Consider the following 21,974-nt stretch of genomic DNA (forward strand, 5'->3'; position numbering starts at 1 on the left):
ACGATCAAAAAAGCTCCCGGTTGGGAGCTTTTTCATTAGGCGCTGACCTCAACTTCGTAAGAGGTAAATTTACGGATATTGATAACGCCAGTATCAAAAATCATGTACTGACCTTTAATACCTTGCAAAACGCCAGTCACCTCTGGATTTTTGTCGAAATTGTGCGAAGTGATTTTGGTCGGGTGTTGATTCACAGGGTAGCTAATCAGTGTGATCTCGCTGCTTAATACCTCGATAGCATCGTCACCAAACTGCTGTTTAATCTCTGCGATTTTTTCTTCCACCAACGGCAGTAATTCTGCGAATCTTTCTTCTAACGCCATTGGCTCACCGTCCCCTTTTAGAAGGGTGCGCCAGTTGGTTTTATCTGCAATGTGTTTTGCCAGTTCCACTTCGATTAGGCCAGAAATGTGACGTGTTTTTACCTTAAAGATAGGTAAACCTTGCGTGGCGCCTTGGTCAATCCAACGGGTAGGAATTTGAGTATGACGGGTAATGCCGACTTTCAAGCTTGAGGTGTTGGATAGGTAGACGTAATGGTCAACCATGCAGTTTTCTTCACCCCATTGAGGCTCACGGCAGGTGCCTTGATCGTAGTGACAAGTTTCCGGCTTCATGATGCACATATCGCAGCTCGCGAGTTTCTTCATACATACGAAGCAGTGGCCTTGCGAATAGCTTTTCTTGGTTTTCTTACCACAAGAGCAACAGTAGATATTGCCAGTGTGAGTTAAAGTCAGTGTTTTGCCGATGAAAGGTTTTAGGTCTACCAGTTCATCGCCAACGGGTAAACGGTAATGGACTTCACCGTCCAGAGAAGCACGCATTTTGTTTAGCGTACCTTTCGCGATTAAAGACATGACATTGCTCTTTTTAGTAATTGTAAAACGTTCGCTTTTTTGAACTCAATCTGAAAAATCTGAACGAGTACTGACGATTGTGGCAATTATGCTACTTTCAACAGAATGCTCAGTAAGACTGATGTAATCACAGCGACTTGGTAGGAGAGTATAACAATAAAACCCCACGCATTGTTAAAGTCTGCCTCAGAGATTTGTTGCTTATATGGGTCAGAATGTTCCGATCAAAACCGTGCGTGAACCTTATCCAGCTCGAGTTTTTGCATGTAATTCATCAATAAGGTTAGGTGTATTTGGGAGTAAGGTTATAAAATTAATGGTCTACCATTCTGTTACTGATTATGTTTTGGGCATAGGTAAAGATTGAAAGCAGCGCACAAAGTTATATTAGGTCTGGTTTTTATTACGCTTGTCGTTATCCAGTTGTACTGGAGTTTCGGCAGTACGCGCGTATATGAAATTGCACCCGACCGTTTTCGTTATATTGCTACCGATGATAGAGAGCAAGGCGGGATATCGACTTCTGAATTGACGTTGAACGACCATTTGGCGACGCTCAACTGTAATCTAAGCAAGTCCGATAGCTACGATTGGCCGTATTGTGGTATCACTATTTTGCTTGGCGATTCCGACTCGCAAGGGCTCGACTTTTCACAGTTTCACACAATTCGACTCAATGTAGACTTTGAGCAGCTAGACAGTGATGCATCACCTTCGCTGCGCTTTTATTTGCGAAATTTCAATCCTGCTTATTCAACATCCGGTGTCGAGTACAGTCTCAAATACAATGGTTTGTCTTACTCGCCTGGCTCGGGTAACGGTGATTTGGATATTCCAATTAACAATTTGCAGGTGTTGACCTGGTGGTTAGCAGATAACTTCATCCCGTTGGAGCATTCTGCGCCAGAATATACCAATGTCAGCCGTATCGATCTTGCGAGTGGCTCGGGGCATTATTCCGGTCAGTATCGAATGACGGTAAGAAAAGTTGAACTGATTGGTCACTATGTTTCTGGTGAACATTTGATGCTGGTGTTACTTATGCTCTGGGTTGCGACCGCGTTAACCATCAGCATTATCGAGATTCGCAGTGCAAGGCGTTTGGTTCGATACTCACAGCGAAGACAAGCGCATTTAAGCGAGCTCAACCGAGAGCTAAAACAGCAAAACGTCAACTTTGCAGAAATTGCCAATCGCGACGCGTTGACTGGGGCGATGAACCGACATTCAATTCGTGACTGGTTGGAGCAAAATTACAACAGTCGCTTAGAAGAGCCGAGAACCTTGTCGATTCTTTATTTAGACATCGATCATTTCAAATCGATCAATGACAGCTATGGCCATTTACTCGGTGACGACGTACTCAAAGAATTCACCATGGTGGTGTTGAGCTGTTTAAATGTTGAAGACCGCTTAGTCCGTTGGGGCGGTGAGGAATTCGTTATCTTTTGCCCAAACCGAGATTTAAATCAAGCTAGCAGTCTGGCAGAAATCATCCGCATCAACGTTGAAAAGCACCAGTGGGTACACGGCGGTGGAGTGACCACCAGTATCGGTGTGACGTGTTTAGCGGACAACGAACGTACGAGTGAAATGCTCGCACGTGCGGATGAAGCGTTATACGCGGCCAAGCATCAAGGTCGCAACCGAGTTGTTGTTAATCAGCCACTGGTGTAGCGGCTGACATTGCCGGTTGGGGGGCGTCAGTGGCAAGTTCGGTGAGTTGCGTTTCGTTAAACGCCTCTTCTTCGGCAATCTGCTCTGGTGTCGGCTCTGTGGTAATGATCGGCTCTTTAGGGCCTAAAAACTTCGGTCGCGCATTGGTGATGTACAAATCCAACACCGCCTTTGCTCTAGCAAATACTTCACGCGCACGTACCTTAATACCAGAATGGCTGGTCGGTCCCGGAACCGCGATACACTTGGCGTTAATGTCGTGGAAATTGGCGATGAATAGCGCGCGCTCGCAATGGAATTTCTGCGAGATAATTAAAAAATCATCGGTATCAAAAATCTCTTTTGCGCGGACTACCGAATCAAGGGTTCTGAAGCCTGCATAGTCCAAGAAAATCTTGTCATCAGGGATGCCTGCTTTAAGTAAGTCACGTTTCATCGTCCAAGGTTCGTTGTAGGAACGATGAGCGTTGTCGCCGCTTAACAAAAAGTTAGCGACTTTACCTTCTTGGTAGAGCGCAATAGCGGCATCGATACGCTGGGTGTAATACTCGTTGAGCACTTTCCCTAGATATTTACTGGTCCCCAACACGACAGCAACATCGAAGTTTTCTACTTCAGCTTGCGACATGTACACTTGGTCACTGGCCTGGTATGAGACCCATCGGTCAATCATAAGCAGTGCGGCAGCCACAACCACCACTGTCAATGCTAGGTATTTAATGACCTTCACGAACAGTGTCGAATTACGGCGATTGGGTTTATGTCGATTTGGATACTTCACTAAATTTGTCGGTTCCGCTGCGCCCATGTTCCTATAAGGATAAAACTAACAATAACAATTGAAAACATCATGCCAGTGTCGATGTTTCTTAATGTCCGAGTTAGGTAAGGTGTTGCTTTTACGATGATTAATCCATAACCAAATGCGTTAACCAAGACAAAGGCCACAGTTCGAACAACGAAATTCTGATTTCTAAGAACGCGTCTTAGGAAGCCGTTTATTTCTCCACCACCCATCACGAGCAGACACGCGATCAGCGCCGTTGAGATTTCTGGCAGATAAGGGACAAGGTATTGCCCGGCAGGGGCTAGATATTCAAACATGATCATCCTGAAAGTAATTCAGCCCCAATTACGGGGCTGAGATTAGGGTCTAAATTAGAACGCTGTGCGCTTGTAGCGGCGGTACACTGGCTGCCAGAAGCTGTTGTCGATCGCTTCTTCTAGTGCTTCGTCGGTGATTTCCAACGCAACACCTTGCTCGATCGCTTTCTTCGCGACGGCAAAAGCAATCTTCTTCGATACCGAATGGATAGCTTCTAGTGGCGGCAGTAGTGCGCCCTGACCGTTGATCGCAAGTGGTGAGCACGTTGCTAGCGCACGGCTTGATTCCATCAGCATCTCGTCCGTTACGCGTTTCGCTTGAACCGCTAATACTCCAAGACCAATACCCGGGAAGATGTAGCTGTTGTTACACTGCGCGATTGGGTAAGTTTTTCCATCGTGGACCACAGGGTCAAACGGGCTGCCTGTTGCGACCAACGCTTCACCGTTTGTCCAACGGATGATGTCGTTAGGTGTCGCTTCTACACGGCTCGTTGGGTTCGAAAGTGGGAAGACAATCGGGCGAGGGCAGTGTTTGTGCATCTCGGTGATCACTTCTTCGCTAAACAGACCCGGCGCACCAGATACACCAATCAGTACCGTTGGTTTTGCGTTGCGCATAACGTCTAGCAGCGAGTAACCGTTACCTTCCGCCTTCCATTTCGCAGTGTTCGTGTGTTTTTGCACTAAACGCTGTTGGAAATCGAGTAGGTTAGGCATGCCTTCTTGTAGTAGGCCCCAACGGTCAACCATGTAAACCTGAGAGCGAGCTTTCTGATCAGAAATACCTTCTGATACCATTTGCGCGATGATTGCTTCCGCGATACCACAACCTGCAGAACCAGCACCCAAGAAGGTAATACGTTGCTCAGACAGTTTGCTGCCTGCCGCTTTACATGCAGCAAGTAGAGAACCAACGGTAACCGCTGCTGTGCCTTGAATATCATCGTTGAAGCAGCACACGCGGTTTTTGTAGCGCTCTAGTAGCGGCATTGCGTTCTTCTGTGCGAAGTCTTCAAACTGAATTAGAGCTTCTGGCCAACGGCGCTGAACCGCTTGCATAAATTCTTCAACAAACGCATCGTACTCTGCGCCTGTGATACGAGGATGACGCCAACCCATGTACATTGGATCTGCCAAACGTTGCGGGTTGTTTGTGCCCACATCCAGAACGATAGGCAATGTGTAAGCTGGGCTGATACCACCACACGCGGTGTATAGCGCTAGCTTACCGATAGGAATACCCATACCACCGATACCTTGGTCACCCAGGCCAAGAATACGCTCACCATCTGTTACAACGATAACTTTTACGTTATGGTTTGAAGCGTTGTTTAGGATGTCATCGATACGGTCGCGGTTTGCGTATGACACAAAAAGGCCACGGCCACGACGGTAAATGTTTGAGAAGTTCTCACACGCAGCACCTACCGTTGGTGTGTAGATGATTGGCATCATCTCTGAAATGTGGTTTTGAACTAGGCGGTAGAATAGCGTTTCGTTAGTATCTTGGATGTTACGCAGATAGATGTGCTTATCCATATCGCTTTCGAAGTTGCAATATTGTAGGTACGCACGTTCAACCTGTTCTTGAATCGTTTCAGTATTTTCTGGTAGCAAACCCTCTAGGTTAAAGGAGCTACGTTCTTCTGCAGTAAATGCACTGCCTTTGTTAAGTAACGGTGTACTTAAAAGAGCGGGTCCCGCATAAGGAATATATAAAGGGCGTTTATCGTTATTCATCACATGCCTTCGGTAGGGTAAATGGTCATTAGACCTTTGGAACTAGGAACCTGAAAATGATAGGGATTCGCTGTCGCGTTGTAAACTGATATTCCTGCAATCTCGACACGTTTCCATATATACTTTCGCGCTAAACCGACAACATTACGCAAACGATGACTAGCTTACCGATTGATCCTCTCAAAAAGCGCTTTCTGGACCACCTTTCTCAGTCTGATTTAATTGTTGAAGCTGACACTGGTTCGGGTAAGTCAACCCGTTTACCTATATGGGCTGCGGAGCAAGGTAGAGTCTTGGTCGTCGAGCCAAGACGCATTGCCTGTACCTCTTTGGCGCAGTTTCTTGCCCAGCAAAAAGGTGAGCAAGTGGGCAAGAATATCGGCTATTCGATTAAGCTGGAAAATCGCTGCGATGAAAATACCCAGATTGTGTTTGCGACACCCGGCGTTGCGCTAAGGTGGTTATCCGAAACAGGATTGGCGGATTTTACGACCATCATCGTCGATGAATTCCATGAAAGACGCTGGGATACCGATCTACTGGTTGCGCTATTAAAGCAGCGACAATCGCATCGCGTTGTTCTAACGTCTGCAACAATAGAAGGTGAAAAACTGGCGAAGTACGTAGGCGCTGAGCGTCTGTACGCAGAAGGTCGAAACTTTGATGTTGCGATTGCGCATCGAGCGACGGATTCTCGCCAACTGCCAGATTCCCGCAATCTTGAACAACGCATCAAGCAAGAAGTAACTGCGCTGTTGGATATGGAAGGGGACATCTTGGTTTTTCTCCCAGGAAGAAAAGAGATTGCCCAATGCCAATCTATGTTGTCTGCACTTGATGGTGTGATTGTTGCGCCGCTACACGCGTCGGTTTCTGATGCTCAGCGCGATGTTGCGCTTAACGTTCAGACAAGCAAGAAGGTTGTGTTAGCGACGAATGTTGCCGAAACATCGCTGACCATTCCTAATATTAGCACTGTGATTGATTCCGGGCTGGAGCGTCGTACAGAGCAGCGGAATGGTAAAACCACACTAAGCCTAAAACATATTTCTAAAGCGAGTGCCAAGCAAAGAGCAGGTCGCGCAGGGCGTGTGATGGATGGCATCTGCGTTAGATTGTACGGTGAGCATGCCGCGCTTTCAGAAGTCACGCCGCCAGAGATGCATCGGGAAGCGTTAACCGAAGCAATGCTTGCGGCTGCGAGTTGTGGTGTCTCTCTAGAAGCGCTCAGTTTTGTAGATCCTCTACCCGAAAAGTCATTACAACAGGCGAAATCAATCTTGTTGGGTATGGATGCCATCACTGCAAACGGGTTAGCTACTGAACATGGGCGCCGAATCTACCCGCTACCGATTGATGCATTGTACGCAGATTTGGTCACGCGTATGCCAAGTAAGGCGCTTCAAGAAGCAATGGTCGATTTAACGGCGGTGCTCGCGACACCCGCAGCATTGTATCGTTACTCAAGCAATGAAGAGCAGCTCGAGTTATTGGCACAAGAAGAGCCGTTTGGCTGTGACGCTCAACTGGCCATTCGGCTTTTACGCGGTGAACAATTAGCTGGAGTGAACGTTGATAAAGATGTGCTACTAGAAGCACAGCGTTTGTCTGCCCAAATGAGAGAAGCATTCGAACTGCCTCAGCTAGAAGTGGCGTCGCGCTATAACCGACAACAACTGATAGAAAACATCGCGCGGCTTCATCCAGAATTGGTGTTTGTACGCCGAGAAAGGCGTCAAGAGGCGCTTGCGAATGGTGAGATGGAAGTGATGTTTGGACGTAACAGTCGCGTCAAGCCAAGCAACCAAGTCGCTCTGGTGCTAGACACGCATAGTCTTCCCGGCCGAGGAGTGAAACAGACGCTCAATTTAGCGACCTTTGTAATGCCGACAGATCTCGCACTGATTGAAACTCTGGAATTGGGGCAGTGGCAGCAAGGCGATGTGGTGACGGTTGATGAACTCCCGTATTTAGAAATGCAGCTTATATACGCAGGGCGAGTAGTCGTGACTAAGCGCGAAGCGGCGTTAGGTGAGTTTGCGCTCAAACCGATATTGGAAGCGGTGAAAGCGAATCAATATCTACCGGGTTTTGCAAAACTGCGTCATCAGCAAATCGAACACTGGAAACTGTACGTTGCACTCGGATTGGCAGAAGGCGCACCTCAAGACTTGGATGTCAGCTTTGATAGCTGGTTTAGTGAACAATTAACCATGCTGGAGCTGAGTGAGCCAAGTGAATTAGAGCTGTTTTCTGACTCAGATTTCGAGTTTCCGGGTATCCCGTATTGGGAGTATGAAGACTTTGCTGAAAGCTATCCGTTTGAGCTAAGCCTTGGAGAGCTCAACTTAGATGTTGAATACATATCGGCTAAGAAATTGGTTTACGTAGTCTATCGAGATGGCTTACGTAAAACCGACCCGAAGCGTTGGGAGTTACCCAAGTGGGCGGGTTGGCGAGTTCAGTACAAGAAGGCAAGTCGAATCGTCGACGTTAAGTGACGAAATTATTTATTCGATAAAATATTAAGCAACTGGTTTTGTATGGGATCTTATTGTTCGTACTTTGTTACTAGATTGGTTTTTATATAGCTTTTTAAAACGGAAAAGGGGCATAAAAGACGATTGTTTTATATCCTATTGCTATATGTAGAAGGTTGTCGGATATTTAGAACACTGTGTTGCCGAAATTACGGGGGCTGATATGGAGCATCAAGGCAAGACAAGTGTGGTATTTGACTATACCTCTTTTCTCGGAGCGTCATGCACTAAGAAATGGACATTCTTAGAGGCCATGAGTACCTTTGCGCCAATCTTTAGTTTGGCGTGGAAAAATACGATAAAAGAAACAATATCGGTTGAAGATCGGTTATGGGATCAGGCATTGAAGTCTTTGTCTGCGAACAGAAGTGATGAATCGAATATTGTTACACTGGTTGAGTTAGCAAAAAGTGAAGGTTTGGCAGAGCTAAAACTAGTGATGCCATACGAACTCGATAGTGAACAAATACAAAGAGTAAGTAGCAAAACCCATGCGAACGTTCAGCGATCGCAACAAGATGAACTCATCATTACTTTTTGAGTAGAGGCCTCGTAAGAGGCCTTTTCTTTTTCCATCTTCAATTCTTGACATTTTTATCGACTTGCGATGAATACGAAAGCTAAGTCGTTAAATTTCAACTATATTAAGTTAACTAAATCTACAACGATTCTTATACTGTCAAACAATCAATACTTCACGTGAGGTCTAAATGGATTTGAAACCCTCTTGGTTGCTTACCCCCGTGGTATTGGCTTTTTCTACCGCTACATTGGCGTTAGACACCGATGCAAATCAAAAGCTGGATTACGGGTATTTCTATGGCCAGGTTGCTGGTGGTTCACTGAATGAAAATATCGGTGAGAACAGTAATGTTACAGCAATCGCCGTTGGTGGTAATTATCACATCTTGTCTGATTTGATGTTGACTGGTGAATACGAAGCACGTTTTATTCATCCCAAAAAAACCACTACGCGCATTTACACATTATTGCCGGGTGTCGCATACCGCTACAGTATTCTTGATAACTTAGATGTTGTCGCAGGCGGGATTGCGGGGCTATTGTGGACAAGCCAAACCGATAACGATACCGACAAGACGATTGAAAAGGACAGTTATTTTATGTGGGGTGGCAATATTACTGTTCGTTATGCATTTAATGAGTACTTAGAGGCATCAGGTGTCGCTGAAGTTCGACGCAGTGACGTATTAGACGAAGAAGTGTATACCGCTCGAGTCGATTACTTTACCTCACCGCGCATTGCGTTTGGTGGATATTACACCCATCGAGATAAGGATGTTGCCACCAGCAACGAAGGTGGCGTGTCAGTACGATTTTTCTATTGAGTGAGTAACGTCGGTCTTTGCATCAATACCGACTCTCCAACCAGTCAAACAAAAAGAGCCAGCAAATGCTGGCTCTTTTCTTACAGTAAATGGATTACATTACTGCAGCAATACCTTGGCATAGCGGAAGCATGTTTGAACGAGTCATACCTGCAACGCTAATACGGCCAGAACCTACGATGTAGATACCGAACTCTTCTTTCAGGCGGTTAACTTGCTCTTTAGTTAGACCAGAGAAAGAGAACATACCGTTTTGACGCTCGATAAAGCTGAAGTCTGCGTCAACACCTTGCTCTTTCAGTGTTGCTACAAACAGTTCACGCATCTGTTGGATACGGTCACGCATTTCTTTTACTTCAAGTTCCCATTCTGCGCGTAGTTCTGGGTTGTTCAGGATATGTGTAACAACCGCACTACCGTGTGCTGGTGGGTTTGAGTAAATTGAACGGATGATAGCTTTTATTTGAGAGAATGCAGTCGTTGCTACGTCTTCTGACTCAGCCACTAATGTGAATGCACCAACACGTTCGTTGTACAGACCGAAGTTCTTAGAGAAAGAGCTAGCGACTAGGATCTCTTTGTTGTACTTCGCAAATACACGCAGACCTGCCGCGTCTTCTTCTACGCCTTTAGCAAAACCTTGGTATGCAAAGTCGAATAGAGGCAGTAGTTTCTTCTCTGCGATAAGTTTAGCCAGTGTTTCCCACTCTTCCAGAGTTGGGTCGATACCCGTTGGGTTGTGGCAGCAGCCGTGTAGAAGAACCACGTCGCCTTCTGATGCTTTCTCTAGATCAGATAGCATTGCAGCAAAATCTTTATCTTTTGATTCTGCGTCGTAGTAGCTGTATTGCGCGGTTTCAATACCTGCAGCGGTAAATACACCGTTGTGGTTTGCCCATGTAGGGTTGCTGATCCAGATCTTAACGTCGCCAAGTTGACGCTTGATGAACTCACCAGCTACGCGAAGTGCGCCAGTACCACCAGGTGCTTGTGCTGTTTTTGCCAGTTTATTAGCAACAATTTCAGAATCTGCACCAAACAGTAGCTTTTGCACAGCTAGACCGTACTCAGCCGTACCTTCAATAGTTAGGTAAGACTTTGTCTTCTCGGTTTCTACCAAAGCCGCTTCTGCTTTTTTAACGGTAGCAAGAACAGGGGTCTCACCTTGCTCGTTCTTGTAAATACCAACACCAAGGTTGATTTTGTCAGTACGAGCGTCTTTTTTAAACTCTTCAGTAAGGCCAAGGATAGGATCTGCCGGAGCAGCTACTACTTTTTCAAACATATTGATCATCCATGTTAGTCGACGGGGACATAGTTAGTAACTCCGTTATTTATACCTTTCTAAAGTGAACGAAACAACACTCAAAGCAAAGAATGTGTTAAAAATAATCGCAAATTATAACGGATTGTCTTCTAACATAGATTTCCATATAAAAAGTCCCTGAAATTAGATCGAGTTGAGGGAGTTTGTTTTGAATGTCGTCGCGATTTTGTCTAGTCGCTTATGCGAGAACAACACCACTCTCCAATGCGTTTTCTTTCGCTTCCATACTGCGATATTTATCAGCAATGGCGACGAACTGATGTTCTATAGCTATAAAGGCTTCGACGACTTGTGGGTCGAAGTGCTTGCCATCGCCTTGCAAGATAATCGCTTTGGCTTTTTCGTGGCTAAATGCTTTCTTGTATACGCGCTCTGAGATAAGTGCATCATAAACATCGGCTAAAGCCATTAATCGCCCTGAAAGTGGAATTTCTGCGCCTTTTAATTGGTTCGGATAGCCTGAGCCATCCCATTTTTCGTGATGAGTGAGAGAGATCTCTTTAGCCAGCTTGAGGAATGAGTTACTACCGAGTTGGTTTTCTGCCATTGATAACGCCTTTGCGCCAAGTTCGGGGTGTTTTTTCATCACTTCGAACTCTTCATCGGTCAATTTTCCTGGCTTAAGTAGAATATTGTCTGGGATAGCCACTTTGCCTACATCGTGTAAAGGCGCTGATTTGTAGAGCAGTTCGATGTAGCTATCGGTCAGCAGGCCTTGGTGTTGCTCAAAGCGAGATAGGTAGCATGCCAGTGCACGTACATATTCTTGAGTGCGCAGAATATGGGCACCGGTTTCATTATCACGGGACTCTGCTAACGCAGATAAGCTGACAATCGCGACGTCTCGAGTGGTTTTCACTTCATTTTGTGATGATTCGAGGCTATCGAGCATCTGGTTAGTTAATGACGCCATAGAGCCCAGTTCGTTATGTTCAAAGATCGGTAAGCGTTTGGATATATTGCCTTGAGTGACTTCCATCAGAGAGCATTCGTGTGAGAGCAAGACGCGACGCATTAGTTTGATCCAAAGTGTCATGATGGCTATGACATAAGCCGCTAACACGATGGCGATAAAGATAAATTCCTTAATCACGCTGATCACGCCAGTGCCATCAAGTACGCGTTGTGGGTTGTGCTCAAGCCAAAAGATATCTTTGACTGCGACCATAGTTAAGGTTGCGGTCAGTGCAACGAATAGCAAGCTGATCAAGAAAATCAGCTGTTTCACTAACGATTGGCGTTGACCACTAAGCTCAAATTGAGCGCGCTGCTGTCGGTCTAAGTTATCAAAACAGTCGGTTTTTGACTTGAGTTGCAGCAGTAATCCGGTAAAGAAGCCGAAAAGTGTCATACCAAATAGGACTTTGAGATTGCTGTCGAGGGTAAATTCATAGTGAAGGTTATAAAACGTCGCCAGTAATACGCTAGAAGAAAACATCAGTAGGGAGTCGAGACGCGCTTGTCGTTGTTGCCGAACGAGATAGTGGTCACGTAACAGGAAGTGCCTGACCAGAAACGTTATGCCAAATGTTGAGGCGATATGACTAAACAGTTGAGTGAAAGAAAGGGTATCTAACATTGGGCATACGCGACCTGCATAGATACCAAATACAACGCCCGCTAACGCATACAGATTGAAAGTTAACGGGGCATTGTAATGTGAATGTGTCATGTTTTGACCTATATCCTTATACGGTATTGCTAAAGTACGATTTGGTAACGAAAGAAGAGAATAACAAATCATTCATCCGTTGAATGTAAGACCCTTGATAATATAGGTTTATTGCACGCACCTGTAAATTTTTGCAACTTTAGTGCTAATTTTATGATGAGTAAAACGGGTGATTCTCGTTTTAGCAACTGATGATGGCGTGATTTGAGATGACTCCAATCGATGATGGCAATAATTGATTGGACATCTAGCTTCGCATTTTAAGCTCAAGTACCTCTGAATACTGGTTAAAAACAATTATTATCAAACACTTTGGGTGGGCACCGAGTTTCACTATTTATGATATGGTGACGCAGTTAACCAGAGGAAGTTATGAGCCGTTATCGACAATTAGCCCAGACAATCAAAGCGCAAATCCAGCAACAAGTGTGGCGTTCAGGGGAAAAAGTGCTGTCTATTCGTGCGGCAAGTAAGAGCTACTCGGTCAGCGCGGCCACTGTTTTACAAGCGTATCAGCTACTGGAAAGTGAAGGGTGGTTAACCGCGAAGCCGCAGTCAGGTTACTTTGTTACCTCAACATTAGTTGCTCCGAGAGATAACGCCTCTTCCGCGCCAAAACTGATACCCTACGATGACGCGCTGTACGAGTATCTCAAAACCTGCAACCAATCAGACGTAGCGTTGGGCGCGGCATTCCCTTCGTCTGATCTGTTTTCTATGTCACTGCTTAATCGCCATTTAGCGAGCGCGGGAAGAAAGCTGCCCGCAGATAGCGTTTTACACAACTTGCCACCGGGTAACGAATCTTTACGTCGAAGCATCGCTCAACGCTATATAGCCAATGGCATCTCTGTTTCTCATCACGATATTGTTATCACCTCGGGCGCGATGGAAGCGCTGAACCTAAGCCTTCAGGTTGTCACGAAAGCAGGGGATAACGTAGTTGTTGAAGCACCAACGTTTTATGGCGCAATAGAAGCGACTAAGCGTAGAGGGCTGAATTTGATTGAAGTCGGCGTGAGTCCAGAGTCGGGTGTTGATTTGATTGAACTAGAGCGCGCTTTTAAGCAACAGAAGGTTCAAGCATGCTGGTTAATGCCAAATTATCACAACCCGACAGGTTCGTTACTGGATGACGAAAGCAAGCAAGCCGTGATGGCATTAGCGAACCAATACGATGTGATGGTGATAGAAGACGATGTCTATGCTGAACTCTATTTCGGTGAGCAAAAGCCTAAACCACTAAAATACTGGGATACGCAAGACAGAGTGTTGCTGTGCGGTTCGTTCTCAAAATCATTGTGTCCAGGTTATCGTATCGGCTGGGTTGTGAATCGCACGTTGAGCGAGCGGTTACAGAAGCAGCAACTGCTATCCACCTTATCCAGCAGTTCACCAATCCAAAGTGGAATCGCACATTATCTGCAATATGAAAGCTTGGATAACCACCTGCGCAAACTGCGCAAAGATCTGAAACAAAGGCAAGCCAAGGTAGTGGCATTGCTTCAACAAGGACTTCCAGAAGAAGTGACACTGCACGTGCCTGATGGTGGCTACTTTGTTTGGTTGGTATTACCCAAAGCGATTCAAACACATAAGATTTATCAGCAACTTTTACGCAGTGACGTTTCTGTCGCCTATGGTGATTTGTTCAGCACTTCAGATCAGTTTGGACACTGCCTAAGACTGAACGTGTCGTATGAACTGACGCCGGAAGTTGAACAAGCTTTGAAACAGCTAGCAAAACTTATTGAAAATGAACTGTTTGGTGATTTTTCGGCGTAACTGTACTGCATTGAAAGTAGGGAAGTGGCGTTTAATGGCGACAGTTTGTCTATTGCAGAGGTTGTTTATGGAAAAGCAGAGTTCGAAACATGAATGTCGCTTAATTGCTGTCGCGATTGTCAGTGCGTTGCTGGTGGTGATTGGTCACCTCATCCTGTCAAAATCTTTTTCCAACATGCCGCTATTGGAATACACCGCCGCGGCGATTCCATTTCTGATGTTTGCCTTGTGTCTCTATGGGATCCGTTACGCGTCAAAGGTGGATATAGGCGAAAAGATGAAAGGGTTTAGAGGCCACTAATTGACTCTCTAAACCCAAATAACATAGGTTATGGCGACATTTTATCTTTGAGATGAACCCCACACGGGTCGGCCTCATCGGGATAAAGCCCTAATTGATCCTCGGCATTTTGTAGCCAATCAGGATGCCAATAGTAGGGCTGCATACCATTTGGGTGGTCCCATTCTATCGGTCTTTCGTGTCTGCCACAGTATGATAAGTCGTCAAGTCTAAACACTCTCATACCTACCTCCTCGCTAGAAAACTCAGCTTAGCTCAGAATAAGTATGGTTGAATTATTGATAGTTTGCGTATTACCGAAATGCAAAGCCAATTTGCAGAAATAGGCGCTTAGCTGTCTTTGTCCTGATCGTTCATTTGGTCGATGATCGCTTGCTTCGCATGCTCTTCGTTGGCGGTTTCTCCCACTTTAATATCGAGATCTTTGCGCCCGTGGAGTCCGGTAATATCTTCGGCAATGTGTAACCAGTCCGGATGCCAATAGTAAGGTTGCTGGCCTTGAGGGTGAATCCAACTGTGCACACCATTTTGAATGCCGTTGTAAGAAAGATCTTCAATTTTAAATACTTTCATTTTGTTACCTCATACTCAAATTACACTCATTAAAACTAGCCGATGTTCGAGTGAGCTTCCAATATATATGGGCATAAAAAAACCTCCACAAGTGGAGGTTTTTATTTACAAACTTTGGATTAGAAGTTTGCAGAGCGTGGAGTACGTGGGAATGGAATTACGTCACGTACGTTGCCCATACCTGTTACATAAGAAACCAAACGCTCGAAACCAAGACCGAAGCCAGCGTGAGGTACTGTACCGTAACGACGTAGGTCACGGTACCAGCCCATGTGCTCAGGGTCGATACCCATTTCACGCATACGATCGTCTAGCACGTCCAGACGCTCTTCACGCTGAGAACCACCGATAATTTCACCGATACCAGGTGCAAGTACGTCCATTGCCGCTACAGTCTTACCGTCTTCGTTCAGACGCATGTAGAATGCTTTGATGTCTTTCGGGTAGTTCTTCACGATTACTGGCGCTTTGAAGTGCTCTTCTGCTAGGTAACGCTCGTGCTCAGAAGACATATCGATACCCCATTCAACAGGGAATTCGAACTCACGACCAGAATCCAATAGGATTTGGATTGCGTCAGTGTAGTCAACTTGTGCGAAGTCAGAAGAAACGAACTGCTCTAGACGAGTAATTGCTTCTTTGTCGATGCGTTGTGCGAAGAACTCTAGGTCATCACGGCGCTCTTCAAGTACAGCATTGAATACATATTTCAGCATATCTTCTGCTAGCTTTGCTACGTCGTCTAGTTCTGCGAATGCAACTTCAGGCTCAACCATCCAGAACTCCGCTAGGTGGCGGCTGGTGTTTGAGTTTTCTGCACGGAAAGTAGGACCGAACGTGTACACTTTGCTTAATGCACAAGCGTATGTTTCTGCGTTTAGCTGGCCAGATACAGTCAGGAACGTTTCTTTGCCGAAGAAGTCTTCGTTGTAATCTACTTTACCTGCTTCAGTGCGAGGTAGGTTTTCCATGTCTAGCGTAGAAACGCGGAACATTTCGCCTGCACCTTCAGCGTCAGACGCAGTGATTAGTGGAGCAGATACCCAAAAGTAACCCTGCTCGTGGTAGAAACGGTGGATTGCTTGAGATAGACAGTTACGAACACGTGCTACCGCGCCGATAACGTTTGTACGTGGGCGTAGGTGCGCAACTTCGCGAAGGTACTCGATAGAGTGACGAGTTTTTGCCATCGGGTAAGTGTCTGCATCTTCAACCCAACCGACTACTTTTACGTCAGTGGCTGCTAGCTCAAAATCTTGACCAGAAGCTGGAGATTCAACAACTTTACCTGTTACTTCAACTGAACAACCTGTTGTTAGTTTTAGCACTTCGTCGTTGTAATTATTTAAATTATTTGGGACCACGGCCTGAATCGGGTCGAAACAAGAGCCGTCATAGATGGCAAGGAAAGAAATTCCAGCTTTGGAATCACGACGTGTACGGATCCAGCCGCGAACAGTCACTTCACTGTCTACTGCTAGCTTACCGCTTAGTACGTCTTTTACAGGCGCGTAAGTCATGTTTTAAATATTCTCCATTGAGTAAAAATACAACCCAATGTTTTTGTACTACTCACTGTTTGAATAATGAGCAAACATTGGGTTGGGTAGAATTCTACATATTCAATGGAACATATTACCTTTCAATTATTATGCTTCAACCTTTATTGTCGTTTCCGCAGGCAAAAAATGGCCAAATCGGCTTAATTCTTACGCGAAAGTGAAAACTGATTGATAAGTGACTCCAAATGTTCAGAAAGTTGCTCAAGATTCATACTGATTTCACGCGTTTGAGCCGCCGACTTAGAGGTGTCATTCGCATGCTCAGTGATGATCTCAACTTTACGTTGTACGTCTTGGCTGATTTCCGTTGTGTTACTGGTTTGACGTTGAATACTTTCCGCGTGGTGTAACGCTTGTTGCATCTCAGAAACAACGTCAGACATAGCAACAGACAAGGCTTCCACTTCATTTGAGCGTTGGTGCGCTGTGCTGCAAACGTTATCAACTGAAACCAGAGAAGTCTCACTGTCGCGCTGGAACTGAGCGATGATGGTTTCGATACTGCCAGTGGCTTCTGAGGTGCGGCTCGCAAGTTGACGAACTTCATCAGCAACCACCGCAAAACCGCGTCCTTGTTCACCCGCTCGGGCCGCTTCAATAGCCGCATTCAGCGCGAGTAAATTGGTTTGGTCTGCAATGCCTTTAATCACTTCAAGGATGCTTGAGACTTCCGAAGTCTGCTCATTAAGCTCTGCGATATTGGTTTTCACCAGCTCGATATCAGAGACAAGGTGTTTGATGTCTGAGCTTGCGTTGTGGGCTTGGCTAGCACTCTGTTCTGCAACGCTGGTGGTGTGTTTAATCAGACTAGACGCATCCTCAGTCGCTTGTTCGACTTGCAGCTGTTGTGACTGCATTTGCTCAATATTGCTTTGTACGTCGGAGGTCTCTTTTTGTTGGTTGTGTGCTGCTTGGTCCGTCACCATCGCAACGTTAGTCAGTTGGGCGGCAGAGCTGGTTAAGTTGTGCGACGTATCCTGAACTTTTTCCAGACTGCTGCTGACCGTGTCCATAAACGAGTTAATCGCTACCGCGAGCTGACCGATTTCATCTTTGTTTTCATGTTCAAGGCGACGAGTCAGGTCTTTACTTTCGCTGACGCCTTGCATGTAGTGAGCGGTTTTTTGAATTGGGCGAACGATAAACTTACGGATCAAGAAAAGAGTCAGTAAGAAGCCAACACAACCTAATGTCGCCATGATAGTGATAGCAATAAAAGTGCGCTGGCTGATCATGCTGGTTACGTGAGATAGGTTGTACTCAAGACGAATCGCGCCAAGCACTTCACCTTCCGGAACCATATGACAAGATACACAGTTGGTACCGCGGTAGTTTTCGCTCGATTTCATCGGTAAGGCAACAACAATGCCTTTACCCCAATCGGCTTGGATTGGTTCAATCACCAATTCACCAGCTAACGCACGTTGGTCGATGTCGTCACTTGGTTTTTGGTTGGCCTGACCTGGGCCATAAAGTTTGCTGACGGCATCGGCGCGCAGCACTTTCACTTGTTCAATACCGTCTTGAGCTAACGCTTTTTGACGCAAAGTTTCTTTTTGCGCCATCGTGCCCGTTAGCATCATCATATTAAGGCTGTCGAAATAGTTACTCGCTTTATCGTGGAGCTGTTCACTCAGCACAGAATTCATTAGCTCTTTCTGCTGCCAATACTGGTATGCAGTCGAGGAGGCGAGAACGAGAGAAAATACGGTAACTAGTGTGACTAGTAGTTTCGCAGTGATCGTTGAGCTCATTTGTAAATGCTTAATTATTAGAATTGGAATAGACGTCCGTATAATGACGAAATTGTTATATAACTCAACCAACTGAACGGCGTATTGTGACCATATTTTAAGTGTGGATTATGTAAATGTGATGTAGGGCTCGTGTAATCAAATCTTTGACGGGTCGCCATTTTTTCGGCGTGCTACAAAGGTCTAATACGGACAGATAAAAATGAAATCAATTTATCGTGACGAGAAACTTGTCACTAGATCACAATTTCCTTAGTATTGCGTGTCTTTTGCAATGCCCGAGAATCGTTATGAGAACTGAACTTTACAAGGAATTCATGTTTGAAGCGGCACACCGCTTGCCACATGTTCCCGAAGGTCATAAATGTGGTCGCCTACATGGTCACTCTTTCTTAGTTCGCCTTTATGTTGAAGGTGAAGTGGATCCGCATACAGGCTGGGTTATTGATTTCTCAGAAATCAAAAGCGCGTTTAAGCCGATTTATGACCGCTTAGATCATTACTACCTTAATGATATTGAAGGTCTGGAAAACCCAACCAGTGAAGTGCTTGCAAAATGGATTTGGCAAGAGCTCAAACCGAGTTTACCGTTGCTGAGCAAAGTAGAAATCAAAGAAACGTGTACAGCAGGTTGTGTATACAAAGGCGAGTAACTCGATTCCGTCTTTAAAATGCAAAAAGCGAAGCTCTTAGCTTCGCTTTTTTAATGACATAAATAACTATGGTTTTACTTACTCTATGGTTAAAAAATCTACATAAGTGAAATTTTGTCCGATTTTTCCATTGCAATCGAGCTTTCAATAGATAATATGAAATGACCTCTTGGTTTGAGAGGTAGATCGCACAAGGAGTGCGATGTGTTATTTATGGATTGATTAGCTGTAATGGATATTTTCATGATTTTCAAAATCACCACACCAATCATTGAGCCGACTGAAGGGTCGCCACACCAAGCTTCAGTATCTCTTTCTCATCTTATTGGCTCGCTTAGCCCATTTGCTTCTTATCTCTCTGCTTTTCCTCGCTTCTTCTCTATTAAAGCCCGCTGTTCGTATTCCTTTTGATTGTTAGCCATCGCGCTAGGCACACGCGCATCTAAATCTTTTATCAATCAAAAATAGAATACGACACTATGAACACTAAACTTTTAGGGAGCTCCCTAATTATCTCTGGCACAGCGCTCGGTGCTGGCATGCTCGCGATCCCGATGGTACTGGCTCAATTTGGCCTATGGTACGGGACGTTATTAATGATTTTTATTTGTTTCGGCACAACTTACGCAGCACTGCTGCTGCTCGAAGCAACGGTAAAAGCGGGTGGTGGGTTAGGGCTTAACTCCATCGCACGCAAAACGCTGGGAAAAGGCGGACAACTGATTTCCAATGGCCTACTGTATGCGTTACTTATCTGCCTATTAATGGCTTACATTCTTGGTGCAGCAGATCTGTTTGGTCAAATGGCGTCAAAGTTAGGTATTGAAATCACAAATACCCAAAGCCAAGTCGGATTCACGTTGATTTCTGGTCTGGTGATCGCCGCAGGCACGGGGATTATCGATAAGCTTAATCGCGCGCTATTTTTTGTGATGATCGCGAGTTTATCCGCCACCTTAGTATTTTTGATGCCTGAATTCAGTGCTAACAATCTTGCGCGAGTGATTAACAATGATCATCTTGAGTTAATCAAAACCAGCGCGGTGTTATTCACCAGTTTTGGCTTTATGGTGGTTATTCCATCTCTGGTTGCTTACAACCATGAAGCGACGGATACACAGCTGAGAAACATGGTGATCGTCGGTTCACTGATCCCACTGGTATGTTACTTGTGTTGGTTGTTTGCGGTGGTCGGCAACTTAAACCCAACACAACTGGGCGAGCTGAAAGGTGTCGGCGATCTTATCGCGGCGTTTGAGCACCACTCTAGCTGGATTGGTTCGTTGCTGGCGGTGTTTACGGGTTTAGCCTTGTTGACTTCGTTCTTTGGCGTTGCGATGTCTCTGTATAACCAGAACCGCGACATGTTCAATAAGAACCGTGTTGTCACATACATTCTGACCTTTATCTTACCTCTGATTGGCTCGTTGTTTGCGGCCGACAAGTTCCTAGCGGTATTGGGCTACGCTGGCATTATATTAGTGTTGTTGGCGGTGTTTGTACCTCTAGCGATGGTTTACAAGCTAAGACAGTCACAAAGTGCCGAGAGCGCAGAGCGTTACACTGCAGAAGGAGGTAAGCCTATGTTGGTATTCTCTTTACTGTTTGGTGTGTTCTTACTTGCCTCGCAACTTGTTTAGTTAAAAAAAAAGCCCGAGCATTTGCTCGGGCTTTTTGATGCTATCGGTAGGATTAACAGATAACTTTCACTGCCAAACCACCTTGAGATGTTTCGCGGTATTTCGCGTTCATGTCTTTACCTGTCTCTAGCATGGTTTCAATAACCTTATCCAGAGAAACAGTTGGAGCCGATGAACGACGTAGCGCCATACGAGTAGAGTTGATCGCTTTTACTGCTGCAATACCGTTACGTTCGATACATGGTACCTGTACCTGACCAGCAACAGGGTCACACGTTAGGCCTAGGTTGTGCTCCATTGCAATTTCAGCCGCCATACATACTTGCTCTGGGCTACCACCCATAAGTTCTGCAAGACCTGCTGCAGCCATAGAACAGGCCACACCAACTTCACCCTGACAGCCAACTTCCGCACCAGAGATAGACGCATTACGTTTGTAAAGACCACCAATTGCACCAGACGCTGCGAAATAACGGATGTAGTCTTTTTCAGTCACTGTCTGAATGAACTTATCGTAGTACGCAAGTACTGCTGGGATGATGCCACATGCACCGTTTGTCGGTGCTGTCACAACGCGGCCACCTGCTGCGTTTTCTTCGTTTACTGCAAACGCAAACATGTTCACCCAATCAACAACAGACATTGGATCGTTTGACGTCTTTTCTGATGTTAACAGTTGCTGGCGAAGTGCTGCTGCACGACGTGGTACACGTAGAGGTCCAGGAAGGATGCCTTCTTCGTTCATGCCACGTTCCATACATTCGCGCATCGTTTTCCAGATGTTCGCGAAGTAAGTACGAGTTTCTTCGTCTGAGTGCTGTGCGTGCTCGTTTTTCATCACTAGCGCACTGATAGACAGACCACTTTGCTTACACTGGTCAACAAGTTGCTCAGCCGTAGTGAACGGGTAAGGTACTTGGATTGGGTTCGCTTCTTCTTTACCGAAGTTTTCTTCGTCAACGATGAAACCGCCACCAATCGAGTAATAAGTCTTTGAGAATACAACTTCGTCATCAATCCACGCGTGGATTTGCATGCCGTTTTCGTGCAGCTCAAGGTTAGTAGTATGGAAGTTCATACCACCGTCTTTAGGGAACGATACTGTATGACAGTGCATGCCAACAGGAAGGCGCTCAGTTTCTTCTACGCGAGCGATAAAGCCCGGAATAGAGTCGATATCTACTTTCTCAGGAGTGTTGCCAGCAAGACCCATGATGATTGCGATATCCGTGTGGTGACCTTTCCCTGTCAGTGATAGCGATCCATAAACGTCAACGGTGATTTTAGTGATGTCGCGCAATTTTCCCATTGAGCGTAGTTCATCAATAAATTCTTTACCCGCTTTCATCGGACCAACAGTGTGTGAGCTTGAAGGGCCAACGCCGATTTTATAGATGTCGAAAACACTAATCATATCGATTACCTCAAAACTAAGCC

The 21,974-nt window shown here is 45.6% G+C and carries 19 protein-coding genes; 8 read left to right on the top strand and 11 right to left on the bottom strand.

Annotated features, from left to right (window positions below; all coding sequences use genetic code 11):
• Positions 1-35: 35 nt before the first annotated feature.
• The gene (locus tag AKJ31_RS07245) at positions 36-860 is read right to left on the bottom strand and encodes a DUF2797 domain-containing protein (RefSeq protein WP_053408437.1); all 825 of its coding nucleotides are present in this window, start codon (positions 858-860) and stop codon (positions 36-38) included.
• 363 nt (positions 861-1,223) lie between these two features.
• On the opposite strand from AKJ31_RS07245, the gene AKJ31_RS07250 reads away from it, so the two are divergent.
• A complete protein-coding gene (locus AKJ31_RS07250) occupies positions 1,224-2,537 on the top strand; it encodes a GGDEF domain-containing protein (RefSeq protein ID WP_211263045.1) in 1,314 nt (437 codons plus the stop codon).
• Here the strand turns inward: AKJ31_RS07250 and AKJ31_RS07255 are convergent.
• From AKJ31_RS07255 to AKJ31_RS07265, 3 genes are all read right to left on the bottom strand, one after another.
• Positions 2,518-3,210, bottom strand: coding sequence for a SanA/YdcF family protein (locus AKJ31_RS07255; protein WP_245639035.1), 693 nt, complete (start codon positions 3,208-3,210; stop codon positions 2,518-2,520). The two genes, AKJ31_RS07250 and AKJ31_RS07255, sit on opposite strands and share 20 nt — an antisense overlap.
• 107 nt (positions 3,211-3,317) lie before the next feature.
• On the bottom strand, positions 3,318-3,641 hold the full coding sequence (locus tag AKJ31_RS07260; protein ID WP_053408438.1) for a DUF3392 domain-containing protein: 324 nt from the start codon (positions 3,639-3,641) through the stop codon (positions 3,318-3,320).
• A 54-nt stretch (positions 3,642-3,695) separates the two neighbouring features.
• Complete coding sequence (locus tag AKJ31_RS07265; RefSeq protein ID WP_053408439.1) at positions 3,696-5,384, bottom strand: NAD-dependent malic enzyme; 1,689 nt, start codon at positions 5,382-5,384, stop codon at positions 3,696-3,698.
• A 155-nt stretch (positions 5,385-5,539) separates the two neighbouring features.
• Between AKJ31_RS07265 and AKJ31_RS07270 the strand changes: the two genes are divergently transcribed.
• The 3 genes from AKJ31_RS07270 (at position 5,540) to AKJ31_RS07280 (ending at position 9,270) form a co-directional block, all read left to right on the top strand.
• Positions 5,540-7,885, top strand: a complete 2,346-nt coding sequence (locus tag AKJ31_RS07270; protein WP_053408440.1) for a helicase-related protein — start codon at positions 5,540-5,542, stop codon at positions 7,883-7,885.
• Positions 7,886-8,087: 202 nt separating this feature from the next.
• Entirely contained in the window at positions 8,088-8,465 is a 378-nt protein-coding gene (locus tag AKJ31_RS07275; RefSeq protein ID WP_053408441.1) for a hypothetical protein, read from the top strand.
• A 169-nt stretch (positions 8,466-8,634) separates the two neighbouring features.
• Positions 8,635-9,270, top strand: coding sequence for a hypothetical protein (locus AKJ31_RS07280; RefSeq protein ID WP_053408442.1), 636 nt, complete (start codon positions 8,635-8,637; stop codon positions 9,268-9,270).
• Positions 9,271-9,364: 94 nt separating this feature from the next.
• Here the strand turns inward: AKJ31_RS07280 and AKJ31_RS07285 are convergent, their stop codons facing one another.
• A complete protein-coding gene (locus AKJ31_RS07285; RefSeq protein WP_053408443.1) occupies positions 9,365-10,555 on the bottom strand; it encodes an amino acid aminotransferase in 1,191 nt (396 codons plus the stop codon).
• A gap of 220 nt (positions 10,556-10,775) precedes the next feature.
• On the bottom strand, positions 10,776-12,269 hold the full coding sequence (locus AKJ31_RS07290; RefSeq protein ID WP_053408444.1) for an HD-GYP domain-containing protein: 1,494 nt from the start codon (positions 12,267-12,269) through the stop codon (positions 10,776-10,778).
• A 372-nt stretch (positions 12,270-12,641) separates the two neighbouring features.
• Here AKJ31_RS07290 and AKJ31_RS07295 point away from each other — a divergent pair, with 372 nt between their 5' ends.
• Positions 12,642-14,054: an aminotransferase-like domain-containing protein gene (locus tag AKJ31_RS07295; protein WP_053408445.1), complete on the top strand. Its 1,413-nt coding sequence runs from the start codon at positions 12,642-12,644 to the stop codon at positions 14,052-14,054.
• 67 nt (positions 14,055-14,121) lie between these two features.
• Complete coding sequence (locus AKJ31_RS07300) at positions 14,122-14,355, top strand: hypothetical protein (protein WP_053408446.1); 234 nt, start codon at positions 14,122-14,124, stop codon at positions 14,353-14,355.
• Positions 14,356-14,383: 28 nt separating this feature from the next.
• Here AKJ31_RS07300 and AKJ31_RS07305 read toward each other — a convergent pair whose 3' ends face one another.
• The 4 genes from AKJ31_RS07305 to AKJ31_RS07320 all read right to left on the bottom strand — a co-directional run bounded on the left by AKJ31_RS07305 (position 14,384) and on the right by AKJ31_RS07320 (position 18,244).
• Positions 14,384-14,578: a hypothetical protein gene (locus tag AKJ31_RS07305; protein WP_053408447.1), complete on the bottom strand. Its 195-nt coding sequence runs from the start codon at positions 14,576-14,578 to the stop codon at positions 14,384-14,386.
• 107 nt (positions 14,579-14,685) lie between these two features.
• Positions 14,686-14,928: a hypothetical protein gene (locus AKJ31_RS07310; RefSeq protein WP_053408448.1), complete on the bottom strand. Its 243-nt coding sequence runs from the start codon at positions 14,926-14,928 to the stop codon at positions 14,686-14,688.
• 119 nt (positions 14,929-15,047) lie between these two features.
• A complete protein-coding gene (asnS, locus tag AKJ31_RS07315; RefSeq protein ID WP_053408449.1) occupies positions 15,048-16,448 on the bottom strand; it encodes an asparagine--tRNA ligase in 1,401 nt (466 codons plus the stop codon).
• A gap of 182 nt (positions 16,449-16,630) precedes the next feature.
• A complete protein-coding gene (locus tag AKJ31_RS07320; protein WP_053408450.1) occupies positions 16,631-18,244 on the bottom strand; it encodes a methyl-accepting chemotaxis protein in 1,614 nt (537 codons plus the stop codon).
• A gap of 290 nt (positions 18,245-18,534) precedes the next feature.
• Here AKJ31_RS07320 and queD point away from each other — a divergent pair, with 290 nt between their 5' ends.
• Both queD and AKJ31_RS07335 read left to right on the top strand, forming a co-directional pair.
• Positions 18,535-18,897 carry a 6-carboxytetrahydropterin synthase QueD gene (queD, locus tag AKJ31_RS07325; RefSeq protein WP_053408451.1) on the top strand — a complete coding sequence of 121 codons (363 nt, stop codon included), beginning with the start codon at positions 18,535-18,537 and terminating at the stop codon, positions 18,895-18,897.
• 479 nt (positions 18,898-19,376) lie between these two features.
• A complete protein-coding gene (locus AKJ31_RS07335; protein WP_053408453.1) occupies positions 19,377-20,537 on the top strand; it encodes an amino acid permease in 1,161 nt (386 codons plus the stop codon).
• 52 nt (positions 20,538-20,589) lie between these two features.
• Here AKJ31_RS07335 and AKJ31_RS07340 read toward each other — a convergent pair whose 3' ends face one another.
• Positions 20,590-21,951, bottom strand: a complete 1,362-nt coding sequence (locus tag AKJ31_RS07340) for an L-serine ammonia-lyase (RefSeq protein ID WP_053408454.1) — start codon at positions 21,949-21,951, stop codon at positions 20,590-20,592.
• Positions 21,952-21,974: the final 23 nt, after the last annotated feature.

Origin of the sequence: Vibrio hepatarius, assembly GCF_001274785.1 — a bacterium.
In the GTDB taxonomy this organism is placed as follows: domain Bacteria; phylum Pseudomonadota; class Gammaproteobacteria; order Enterobacterales; family Vibrionaceae; genus Vibrio; species Vibrio hepatarius.